Source organism: Falsiroseomonas sp. RANM36 (genome assembly GCF_056682175.1).
The window spans coordinates 480,814-492,032 of record NZ_JBWXTD010000005.1 but is presented as its reverse complement, the minus strand read 5'-3'; the positions used below and the strand labels follow the sequence as shown (position 1 = coordinate 492,032).

Sequence of the window (11,219 nt, the reverse complement as noted above, 5' to 3'; positions counted from 1 at the left end):
GCGTCGAGCTCGGGATAGGCGTCCTCCACGATCTCGATGTCGGAGGGCGCGGCCGGCTTGCGGCTCATCGGCGCCGGGGGCCCCCCCCCCCCCCCGCCCGCCCCCCCCCCCCCCCCGCCCCGGGGGCGCGGCGGCGCCGCGCGACACCCAGGCCGACCAGCCCCATGCCCAGCAGCGCCAGCGTGCCCGGCTCCGGCACGCCGAGCGCCGGCGGCGGGGCGATGTTGAAGGCGACGTTGTCGAACTCGAAGGCCCAGCCATTGCTCGTCGCCACCACGCGGTCGAAGCCGACCGTCGAGGTCACGTTCACATAGCGCGTGCCGCCGGGACCCTGGTCGCCATTCGGCAGCGTCGCCACCTGCCCGCCGGTGATGCTGCCGACCAGCGTCGCACCGTCGTAGAAGCTGAGCGTGTTGTAGGCGTCCACCGAGCCCCAGAGCAGGCCGAAATACTTCACCTCGAAGGGCATGATCAGCGTCATCGCCGAGGCCGCGCCGGCGGTGACCGAGCCCGTGGTCAGATAGGGGGTGGTGTTGGCGCCATTGGCCTGGTCGCCGCCGCCCGCCCCGAAGCCGGCACCATTGCCGCCCGAGAGGCTCGGCGGCGCGTAGCGGCCCGAAAGCGCCCCCTTCACCACGCCGGCGGTCCCGGCGAACTGCACCTGGATGCCCGTCGGCGTCAGCGGCTGGGCGCCGCTCGCCCCGCCCACCGTCAGGGTGTCGAAATTCTCCAGCACCACGCCGGTCGGCGCGCCGCCGACGCTGCTGGTCCAGGTGAGCGGAGAGGCCTCGGCACCGGCCGCGGCGAGGAGGAACACGGCGGCGCCGGCGCGAAGCAGGCTGCGAAAGGACATGGGAGGATCCTCGGAAGAGAGGCGAGGGGACCTCCTGTCCCGGCCGGGACCGAAATCCTCTATTTTTGAGACGATGTCAACGGTTTTCGTGACAGCCGCGATTCCCCCGCCAGCAGCGCCGCCTTCCGCGGCACGCCCCAGCGATAGCCCGTGAGGTCGCCATCCGCCGCGACCACCCGGTGGCACGGCACGGCGAGCGAGACCGGGTTGCGCGCGCAGGCCCGCGCCACCGCCCGCACCGCGGCGGGGTTGCCGATCTCCGCCGCCAGCCCCGCATAGGTGCGGGTCTCGCCGAGGGGGATGCGCTGCAGCGCCTCCCACACCTGGCGTTGGAAGGCGGTGCCGCGCAGGTCGAGCGGCAGGCGCAGCGCCGCGGCGGGCTCCGCGATGAAGCCCGCCACCTGGCGCACCGTCTCGGTCAGCGCGCTGTCGGCCGGCTCGATCCGCGCCTTCGGGAAGCGCGCGCGCAAATCGCCTTCCAGCGCCTCCGGCGGCTCGGCGAAGCCGATGAAGCAGACGCCCTTCTCCGTCGCGCCGACCAGCAGCGGCCCCATCGCGCTGCCTGCATGGGCGATGCGGATCACCTCTCCCGCGCCGCCGCGCCGCGCCGCGCCCGGCGTCATGCCGAGATGCCGCGCGGTGTCCTCATAGACCCGCGATTCGCTGCCGAAGCCGGCGCCGGCCACCGCCTCCGCCACCCGCTCGCCGGCCGCGAGCGCCGCCTGCAGGCGCCTTGCGCGCACGCCCTCGGCATAGCTGCGTGGCGTGACGCCCGTCACCTCGCGGAACAGCCGCAGGAAATGATGCCGCGCATAGCCCGCGCGGTCGGCCAGCGCGGCGAGGCTCGGCATCGTCTCGGCGTCCTCGATCATGGCGCAGGCCGCCCGCACCGCCTCGGCGTGCAGCGCCGCGCGCTCGCCCTTCGGGTCGCAGCGGCGGCAGGCCCGGAACCCCGCGGCCTCCGCCTCGGCCGCATCGGCGAAGAAGCGCGTGTTGCGCCGCAGCGGCGCGCGGGAGGGACAGCCGGGCCGGCAGAACACGCCCTGTGTCGTCACACCGTAGAGGAAGGGACCGCAGGCCGGCGCGGCGTCGCGGTCGAGCACCGCCTGCCAGCGCGGCGTGTCGGGGTCGGGTGGCAGGGGAGCTTCGGGCATCGCGGTCACCGGCATGATTGAACGCCCCGCATCTGGCGCCTTGGCCCACCGGCGCGCCATCCGCGCGTTGCGCCCGCGCGGGCCGGCCGCGCCGCCTAAAGCGCGTCGCCTTCCGCCTTGCGCTGCAATTCGCGCCGCCGCTCCTCGGCGCTGGCCATCCTCGGGTGCAGCGCCAGCGCGGCATCGAAGCTGCGCAGCGCACCGGCGGCGTCGCCGGCCTCGTCCTGCAATTCCGACAGCTGCAGCAGCGCGACGAAGTGCCGCGGCTCCAGCCGCAGCGCCTCCTGGATGTCGCGCGCCGCGGCGCGCCGGTCGCCGAGCGCCGCCAGCGCCCGCGCCCGCAACAGCCACAGGTCGGGCGCCTCCGGCTCCAGCACCAGCGCGGCGTCGAAATCCTCGAGCGCCTCGTCCGGCGCATTGCCCTGCAGGTTGCGCAGGCCCCGGCGCACCAGCAGCGACGCCGCCGGCGAGACCTGGCGCGCCCAGATGGCGCGGATCCGCGCCTCCACCAGCTGCGCGCCGCTGGCATCCGGCGCGTCCTTCAGCGCCTCGAACAGGCGGTCGAGCTCGGCCTTGCGTGCGGCGGCGGGGTCGGGGCGCTGCGCGGGAGCGGGCGAGGCCGGAGGCGCGCCCTGCGCCAGCGCAGTCACGGGCAGCAGCAGCAGCGGCAGGGCGATCAGACGGCGCATGAGACGAGCCTCCGCCATGGCGGCCCCCCGGGGCAAGTGCGGAGCGCGGATGCGGTCACGCCGCCTGCCGCGCCTGCCGCGCCGCCGCGACCTGCGGCGGCTCCGGCCCGCCGGCCATCCAGTCCAGCAGCTCCACCGTGTGGACCACCGGCATGGTCCCTCCCCCAAGCTGGGTGATGCAGCCGATATTGCCGCTGGCGACCAGGTCGGCGCGCGTCCGGTCCAGGTTCTCCAGCTTGCGCGCCCGCAGCTTCCCGCTGATCTCGGGCTGCAGCAGGTTGTAGGTGCCGGCCGAGCCGCAGCAGAGATGCGCCTCCGCCGGCTCCTTCACCGCGAAGCCCGCGCGCTTCAGCAGATCCTTCGGCGCCGCCGTGATCTTCTGGCCGTGCTGCAGGCTGCAGGCGGCGTGGTAGGCGACCGTCAGCCCGGGCTTCTCGCGCGAGGGCTGGTAGCCGAATCGCAGCAGCACCTCCGAGACATCCATCGCCAGCTTCGAGACCGCCTCGGCCTTGGCCGCGATCGCCTCGCCCTCGGCGCGGAACATGAAGCCGTAGTCTTTCACCGTGGTGCCGCAGCCCGAGGCGTTGATGACGATGGCATCCAGCCCCTCGCCCGCGATCTCGGCGCTCCATGCCTCGATGTTGGCGCGGGCGAGCCGCATCGCCGGGTCGTGGTGGCCCATGTGATGATCGAGCGCGCCGCAGCAGCCCTGGTCCTTCGTCACCACCACGTCGAACCCCATCCGCGTCAGCAGCCGGATCGTCGCCTCGTTGATCGAGGGGGCGAGCACCTGCTGCGCGCAGCCGGCCAGCAGCGCGACGCGCCCGCGCCGCGCCCCTTCCGCGCGATGCACGCCGGGCTTCTCGACCGGGCTCGGCGAGGGGACCGAGACCGGCGCCAGCTTCAGCATCGCGCGCAGCCGCTCCGCCGCCTGCGACCGGCCGGGCACCAGCCGCGCCAGCGGCCGCGCCAGGCCGCTGCCCAGCAGCGCCAGCCGGAAGCGCCGGGGATGGGGCAGAAGGAAGGACAGCAGCTTGCGCAGCGCGCGCTCCGCCCCCGGCCGGCGATAGGTCTCCTCGATGTGGCGGCGGGCATGGTCCACCAGGTGCATGTAGTGCACGCCCGAGGGGCAGGTGGTCATGCAGGAGAGGCAGGAGAGGCAGCGATCCACATGCTTCACCACCTCCGCCGTCGCCGGGCGGTCGTTCTCCAGCATGTCCTTGATCAGGTAGATCCGCCCGCGCGGCGAATCGAGTTCGTCGCCCAGCAGCACGAAGGTCGGGCAGGTCGCGGTGCAGAAGCCGCAATGGACGCAGGTGCGCAGGATCCGGTTGCTCTCGGCGAGATCCGGGTCGCGGAGCCGGTCCGCGGCGAAGCTTGTCTGCATGGCGACCATCTAGGCACGGGCCGCAGCGGGCGCCAGACTGCGCCTCCACCGGACATGCGTGCCCGGGCCGGAGCCATGGCCATCAACGACCTCATCCGCGACATCGCTGCCTTCAGCATCCTCGCCTTCGCCGGGCTGCTGTTCCTCGCGCAGTTGCTGGCCCGCGAAGCCGGGTTCCTGTTGGGGCGGCGCGACAGCGCCAAGGGCCGGCAGGAAGCCGACGGCGTCGGCGTCATCGTCGGCGGCATGCTCGGCCTGCTCGCCTTCGTGCTGGCGCTGACGCTGTCCTTCTCGAACAGCCGCTTCCAGGAACGCCGCGACGGCGTGCTGCAGGAGGCCAACGCGATCGGCACCGCCTGGCTGCGGGCCGAGGCGATCGGCCATCCCCGGGGCGAGGCGGTGGCGCGCCTGCTGGAGGAATACGCGCCCGTCCGCCGCGCCTACGTCACCGCCCCCTTCGACCGCCCCGCCATCGCCGCGCTGGAGGAGCGCAGCGCGGCGCTGCAGGGGCAGATCTGGGGCCATGTCACGGCCCTCGTGCAGGAGCGGCCGGACCCGGTCGCCGTGTCGCTCATGGCCGCAGTGAACGAGGTGTTCGACCGCGCCACGGCCGAGCGCCTCGCCTTCAATGCCGGCATCCCTCCCGAGCTGTTCTGGATGCTGATGGCGATGACGCTCGCCACCATGGCGGGGCTCGGCTACCAGCTCGGCCTGCGACGGCTGGCGCTGCGCCGGCTGAGCTTCGTGCTGATCGCGATGTGGACGATGGTGATGACCCTGATCCTCGACCTCGGCGCGCCGCGCCTCGGGGAGCTGCGGGTCGGCAGCGGCCCGCATGACTGGACCATCCAGGGCTTTCGCGGTGGCGTCACGATCCCGGCGCTGCCGCCCCGCTGAGCCGGCCGGTCGGGCGCATCTTCACGCTCCCTTCGCAATTCCGACGTTACCTTGCCGCGAAGCCCGGCGAAGACGGGCCATCGGTTACCCGGTGCCGGGATCGGCGGCCGGACATGGCGCCGGGTGGGCGGGACTCCCCTGCCCGCCCGGCGGCATAGAATCTGAAACGGCCGGTCCACCCGTTGATCGCTTCCGCCGTGCGAGAGCGGCCTGCAGGATCCGAGTTTCGATTGCGGCATCGAGGGCGCCCGGCTGGTCGAGCGGCACGTGATGAATGTTCCGGTACCAGTAGACGTAGCGGTCGAAGGTCGCCTCATCCACCGGCAGCTGGAACGCGCTTTCGTCAGCGCGGATGTCCTCGGCGCGATGGATCTCGTGGCAGACATGGCGGTAGTCGGCGAGCCCGGAGATGTGGACGGGCAGCCCATGGAGCAGCGCCTCGGCCCCCACGCCGGAATTGACGCAGTAGACGGCCTTCACCACGGCGAAGAGGTCGTGGATGGAAGCGTCGGTGATCGTCACGTGGGGTTCCCGCCCGACCTCGCGAAGCAGCGCATCGGTGCGCGGATCGGCGCATTTCGGGTGGCGCTTGACCAGGACTGCCGCGCCGGATGACCGGTAGCGCAGGACCACGACTCGCGTGAGTTCGAACATGTCGAGCCAAGCATGGCGCATGACCGTGTCGCTCGGCACCTGCAGCGCCAGCAGCACCGCAAGTCCTTGCGTGACGGGCGCGGCGCCCCGCGCCCTCTGCGCATGCTTGCTGTGATTGAAGAGCGACAGCCGAGACATCTCGGCGAGGCGCCATTCCCGCGCCGCCGTTGCGTCCAAGTCGCCCAAGGGCAGCGAGGCAAGCGGCTGCTGCGCAATGCTGGCCCAGCCGGCGTATCCAGTCGGATCGATCAGCAGGGTGTCCGGCAGCGGACCAACCATGACGTGCCGTCCGCGCGGCGACGAACCGAAGCTGTGAAAGGATACGAACTGCACGTCGGATTTCAGGATGGCGTCAGGCACGGCCCTGCCCGGCGCCGGCACGATCGCCACCCTGAGGCCCGCGGCACGTGCCAGCCGTAGGACGCGCGAAAGCGCCTGGCGGCTTCGCGGCTCGTCACCGGCCCGGCCCTCGGGCGCCGTTCCCTCGAAGGCAAAGCTGGCAAGCCGCACTGGAGCCACGACCACCGCCAGATCGGCAGAGGCCAAGCTTTCCGAGGCGACCTCAGGATGGATGAAGACCTCGCCCGCATTCCGAACGAATTCAGCCAGTTCGGGATCATTGGCGACCGCTGCCTGTGTCTTCGCCCAAGCCTCGGCGATTCCGCGGTCGGCGGCGAAGGCGGAAGCCAGCGTGCGTGCGGCGTCCAGATCGAAGAAGCAGATGGCAAGGTGAAAGTATGTGCCGGCAAAGCCGGGCAGCGATGCCCTGCCCTGGTTTCGGAACCCGGCCAGCAACCCCCGGATGCGCCCAAGAAGATCCTGCGCCTGCTCCTCGCGTCCGGATTCCATCATGGCACAGCAGAGGCGCCACCAGAGTGTCGGCAGTTCCTCATCCGCGAGAGCGGGAGCGAGCCGGGCGGCCACATCGCCCATGTCGTCCAGGTCGCCAGCAGAGGTTGCGATCTCGAATGCGACGGAAAGCGCCCGGCGATCCTCAGGCGCCTCCGCAAGCACCCGGCGCAACCCGGCGCGCGCCGCCGGAAGATCGCCCTCGGCCCAAGCCAAGGCCGCGCGCAAGAGCGCCTGCTTGATGGCATCCGCCAACGGCATTGCCTCGAGCAAAGGTGCGACCGCCGCGAGGTCGCGCCTGAACGCGGTGGAGGCCAGCAGCCTCATGATGGCGCTGAACGGCAGGCCCGCCCCGTTCAGCAGTCCACCCAGCAGCGGCAGCAACGGGCGGTCGCCGGCTGCGAGCAGAAGCCGATCGGCCATCTCGCCGCGAAGCGAAGGCGCTGCAAGTGAGGCAGCGAGGCTTGCCGCCGCATCCAGGTCGCCGACCTCCGTCAGCGCCACCGCGAGGCGCATGCGCATGGCCTCGGGCGGCGTCCGCATCAGCCCGAAAGCCTCCTGCGCGGCGGAGAGTTCGCGCAGATCGCAGGCCGCATTGAAGATGCGCCCGAGCATGGCCTCGCGCGCAGGCGGCTCATCAGTCCCGTCGCCTGCGACCCGAAGCAGCCCGACGACATCGCCGATACGCCCGAGCGACGCGGCAAGCTGCCCGACTTGCAGCGATCCAGCCCAGGCAGCGCCTTGCGGCAGCGCGCGAAGCGAGGCGTCCAGCGCCGCGGACGCACGGCCGTCTCCGGCGGCCCGCAGCCGCTCGCCAGCCACGGCGAGACGCGACGCAAAAGCGCTGCGCATCGCCGCCGACGCGGACGGCCCCACGCATGCGGATGCGTCCTCGAAACGTCCAGCAGCGATCAGGCACTCCGCGTGGGCAAGAAGAAGCCGGCCCGAGACGTCGCCAACGCCCGCGGAGAGCCGACGGGACAAGGCGAGGCGCGCCTCGCCGGCCGGCGCGCGACGGATCACCAGAAGCGCGGCATCCCTCAGCCAGAGTCCACCGCTCGTCGGGCCTGCCGCAGCCGCCAGGCGATCAGCGGCGGCGTCCCACTGGCCGAGTTCGGCCTCCGCCATCGCCGCGAACGCAACGGCTTGCCCGTCCGATGCATCCTCGGCAATGGCATGCTCGGCAAGCCGCAAGGCTTCGCGCGTGCGGCCAGCCGAAAGCGCGCGGCGCAGCAGATGGCGCGCCCGCGGGTCCATTCAGCCCGCCGCCCGCATCCGCCCCGGATTGAGCAAGCCCGCCGGATCGAGCGCCGCCTTCACGCGCGCCGCGATCGCGGCCAGCGCCGCCGGTTCCTCGGGCAGCACGGCCACGGCGGCGCGCCGCGGCTCGGGCGCGCGGAACAGGGTGAAGGTGCCGCGCGCCGCCGCGGCCGCGGCGACCACGGCGGCATGCGCGGCCGCGGTCGCCGGGCCGGCGATCCAGACCAGGCCGCCGCCCCAGTCCAGCAGGCAGCGCCCGCCCATCGCCTGCACCGCCGCGGCCAAGCGCGCGGCCGCGGAAGGCCGTACCGAGACGCGCCAGACCGCCTCCTCCGGCGCCGCGCCGAGCGGCTGCGCATCGCGGATCGCGGCCCAGAGCGCGCGGCTCTCAGCGGCCTCGAGCACCCGCACATCGCCGAAGCGCGCGAGCTCCTCCGCCAGGCGCCCGCCGCGATAGGCGACGAATTCGTGGAATTCCTCCAGCCGCAGGAAGGCGACGTGGTTGGCCGGGCCGTCCGGCCCGCAGAAGGCCGGGATCAGCGCCGCGCCGCTCACGCCATAGGGGCTGCCGAGCCCGGCGCTCAGCGCGGCGACGCCGGTCGCGATGTCGGGCACGCGGATGCCGATGCTCGCCGAGGTCTCGGGCACCGGCAGCACCTTCAGCGTCACCTCGGTGATCACGCCGAGCGTGCCGTGGCTGCCGGTGAGCAGCTTGCAGAGATCGAGCCCCGTCACGTTCTTCAGCACCCGCCCGCCGCTGCGCACCACCGCGCCCGCGCCGTTGACGAAACGCATGCCGAGCACGTGGTCGCGGATCGCGCCCGCGCTGATCCGGCGCGGGCCGGAAAGGTTGGCCGCGACGATGCCGCCGATCGTGGCACCTTCCGCCGTGCCGAACAGCGCGCGCGTGTCGGGCGGCTCCGGCGCAAGCCACTGGCGCTTCTCGGCCAGCGCGGCCTCGATCTCATCGAGCGGCGTGCCGGCGCGGGCGGAGATGACCAGCTCCGTCGGGCGATAGAGCGTGATGCCCGTCAGGTTGCGCGTGGAGAGCGTGCGCGCGGCCTGCACCGGGCGCAGCAGCGCGCGCTTGGTGCCGCGGCCCTCGATGGCAAGCGGCTCCTTCGCGGCGGCGGCGGCGGCAACGGCCTCGGCGATGCCGGCCTCGTCGGCGGGAGCGAGCGGGGTGGTCATGCGGCCGCCTTCAGCACGTGTTCGGTGGTGTAGAGCCGCGTCGCGCACAGCAGGAAATGGCCGACGTCATGCGCGATGGCGGCCCGGCCGGACTCGCTGTCGAACCAGCGCGTCGTCATCGCCTCGACCGAGGGGAAGTGCAGCTCCGCGATGCCGTGGAAGCCCGCGAAGCCGCCCACCACCCAGTCCCGCACATAGCGCGCCATGCCGACATGCACGCGCTTGGCCAGCGGCGCGTGATGCGCCCAGAGGCGCCGCGCCGCGGGCTCCGGCAGGTCCGGCTGGAAGGTCATCAGCGAGAGGAACTTCACGCCCGGCGCGCGGCCGACGGGGCGCGGAAGCGCGTCCTGCTCGACGGTCTCCGCCACGCGCACCGCGACGCGCGGCAGGTCGCCGAGGACAGCGCGCGCGGCATCGAGCGCGGCGTCATCGCCCCAGCAATCGAAGACCGCGTCGAAGTCGGGCGCGCCGGCGGGCGCCGCCGGTGCGCCCGGGCGCTGCCAGGGCGGCACGGCGGGGGTTGCGTCCACCAGGTCGAGCGAGAGCGCGGCGAGCGCCGGCACGGCATCGCGCAGCGCGGGCGCGGCCTCGGCCAGCATCCGCGCGCGGAACGCCGCGCGGTCGTGGCCGGGCGGCGCGGCGAGAAACAGGCGCTGCTTCGGCATCGCGGAAGCGCCGCTCAGGCCCTCGCCCCGACCCTCCCCCGCTCCGCAGGGGAGGTAGAAGCGAGCGGGAAGACCTTGTGCGGGTTGAGCAGCCAGCCGGGATCGAAGGCCGACTTGATGGCGCGCTGCTGGTCGAGCTCATGCGGCGCGAACTGCGCCGTCATCAGGTCGCGCTTCTCCACGCCGACGCCGTGCTCGCCGGTCAGGCAGCCGCCGACCTCGACGCAGAGCTTCAGGATGTCGGCGCCAAAATGCTCGGCCTTCCGAAAACTCTCGGGGTCGTTGGCGTCGAACATGATCAGCGGGTGCAGGTTGCCGTCGCCGGCGTGGAAGACGTTGGCTACCTGCAGGCCGTATTGCGTGCTCATCTCGCCGATGCGCTTCAGCACATGCGGCAGCTCGCCGGTCGGGATGGTGCCGTCCATGCAGAGATAGTCCGGCGAGATGCGTCCCACCGCGCCGAAGGCACCCTTGCGGCCTTTCCAGATCGCCATGGATTCCTCGGCCGTCTGCGCCACCTTCAGGCTGATCGGGTCGAAATGCGCGCAGATCTCCTTGATCAGCGCGAGCAGCGCGTCCTGCTCCTCGACGCTGCCCTCGACCTCGATGATCAGCATCGCCTCGGCATCCAGCGGGTAGCCCGCATGCGCGAAGGCCTCGCAGGCGTGGATGCAGGGCTTGTCCATGAATTCCAGCGCCACCGGGATGATGCCCGAGCCGATGATGGCATCCACCGCCGCGCCCGCGATCTCCGTGCTCCTGAAGGCGGCGAGCATCGCGCGCGCGCCTTCCGCGGATCGCAGGATGCGCACCGTCACTTCCGTCACGATGCCGAGCTGCCCCTCGCTGCCGGTCAGCAGGCCGAGCCAGTCATAGCCCGCGGCGTCGAGATGCCCGCCGCCGATCTCCACGATCTCGCCCTGCGGCGTGACGAAGGTGAGGCCGAGCAGGTTGTTCGCCGTCACGCCGTATTTCAGGCAGTGGGCGCCGCCCGAGTTCATGTTGACGTTGCCGCCGATCATGCAGGCGAGCTGGCTGGACGGGTCGGGTGCGTAGAAGAAGCCCTCGCCCTCCACGGCCTTGGTGATGCCGAGATTGGTGACGCCGGCCTCGACCACCGCGAGCCGGTCCTCGAAGTCGATCTCCAGGATGCGGTTCATGCGCATCAAACCGATCACCACCGCATCCGCCAGCGGCAGCGCGCCGCCCGAAAGGCTGGTGCCGGCGCCGCGGGGCACCACGCGGATGCCCTGCTCGTGGCAGTAGCGCATCACCGCCGCCACCTGCTCCGTGCTGGTCGGCAGCACCACGGCCAGCGGCACCTGGCGATAGGCGGTGAGGCCGTCGGTCTCATAGGGGCGGAGGCGGAGTTCCTCGCCGATCGTGCCCTCGCCGGGGACGATGGCGCGCAGCGCGGCGAGGATCTCGTCGCGGCGGGCGAGGATGTCGGCGCGTGGCTCGGGCAGGGCGATCATGGGCGGGAAGATGGCGGCCGGGCGGCCGCGGGGCAAGGCGACAACGAAAACCGCCCCGGGGTGGCCCGGCGCGGCGGGGTTGTAAAACCCGCGCGCCCCCGGGGCCCCCGCCCCGGCCGGGGGCCGCCGGGCGCCCCCCGCCCCC

At 72.7% G+C, this 11,219-nt stretch carries 9 protein-coding genes; 1 reads left to right on the top strand and 8 read right to left on the bottom strand.

The window, feature by feature from the left end; translation table 11 throughout:
* Positions 1-64 precede the first annotated feature (64 nt).
* From AC1MIR_RS20355 to glcF, 4 genes are all read right to left on the bottom strand, one after another.
* A complete protein-coding gene (locus AC1MIR_RS20355; protein ID WP_480030007.1) occupies positions 65-853 on the bottom strand; it encodes an Npun_F0296 family exosortase-dependent surface protein in 789 nt (262 codons plus the stop codon).
* Positions 854-912: 59 nt separating this feature from the next.
* Complete coding sequence (ada, locus tag AC1MIR_RS20350; protein WP_480030006.1) at positions 913-2,007, bottom strand: bifunctional DNA-binding transcriptional regulator/O6-methylguanine-DNA methyltransferase Ada; 1,095 nt, start codon at positions 2,005-2,007, stop codon at positions 913-915.
* Between the two features lie 95 nt (positions 2,008-2,102).
* The gene (locus tag AC1MIR_RS20345; protein WP_480030005.1) at positions 2,103-2,696 is read right to left on the bottom strand and encodes a hypothetical protein; all 594 of its coding nucleotides are present in this window, start codon (positions 2,694-2,696) and stop codon (positions 2,103-2,105) included.
* Positions 2,697-2,751: 55 nt separating this feature from the next.
* Positions 2,752-4,083 (bottom strand): glycolate oxidase subunit GlcF, encoded by a 1,332-nt coding sequence (gene glcF / locus AC1MIR_RS20340; RefSeq protein WP_480030004.1) that lies wholly within the window; start codon positions 4,081-4,083, stop codon positions 2,752-2,754.
* A 75-nt stretch (positions 4,084-4,158) separates the two neighbouring features.
* Here glcF and AC1MIR_RS20335 point away from each other — a divergent pair, with 75 nt between their 5' ends.
* A complete protein-coding gene (locus AC1MIR_RS20335; protein WP_480030003.1) occupies positions 4,159-4,980 on the top strand; it encodes a bestrophin-like domain in 822 nt (273 codons plus the stop codon).
* Between the two features lie 84 nt (positions 4,981-5,064).
* Here the strand turns inward: AC1MIR_RS20335 and AC1MIR_RS20330 are convergent, their stop codons facing one another.
* The 4 genes from AC1MIR_RS20330 to AC1MIR_RS20315 are packed head-to-tail and all read right to left on the bottom strand — an operon-like array spanning position 5,065 to position 11,074.
* Complete coding sequence (locus AC1MIR_RS20330) at positions 5,065-7,740, bottom strand: capsular polysaccharide export protein, LipB/KpsS family (RefSeq protein ID WP_480030002.1); 2,676 nt, start codon at positions 7,738-7,740, stop codon at positions 5,065-5,067.
* Positions 7,741-8,934 (bottom strand): glycolate oxidase subunit GlcE, encoded by a 1,194-nt coding sequence (gene glcE / locus AC1MIR_RS20325; RefSeq protein ID WP_480030001.1) that lies wholly within the window; start codon positions 8,932-8,934, stop codon positions 7,741-7,743.
* Positions 8,931-9,599 (bottom strand): EthD domain-containing protein, encoded by a 669-nt coding sequence (locus AC1MIR_RS20320; RefSeq protein ID WP_480030000.1) that lies wholly within the window; start codon positions 9,597-9,599, stop codon positions 8,931-8,933. Before AC1MIR_RS20320 ends, glcE begins: the two co-directional genes overlap by 4 nt.
* 14 nt (positions 9,600-9,613) lie before the next feature.
* Entirely contained in the window at positions 9,614-11,074 is a 1,461-nt protein-coding gene (locus tag AC1MIR_RS20315; protein ID WP_480029999.1) for an FAD-linked oxidase C-terminal domain-containing protein, read from the bottom strand.
* Positions 11,075-11,219 lie beyond the last annotated feature (145 nt).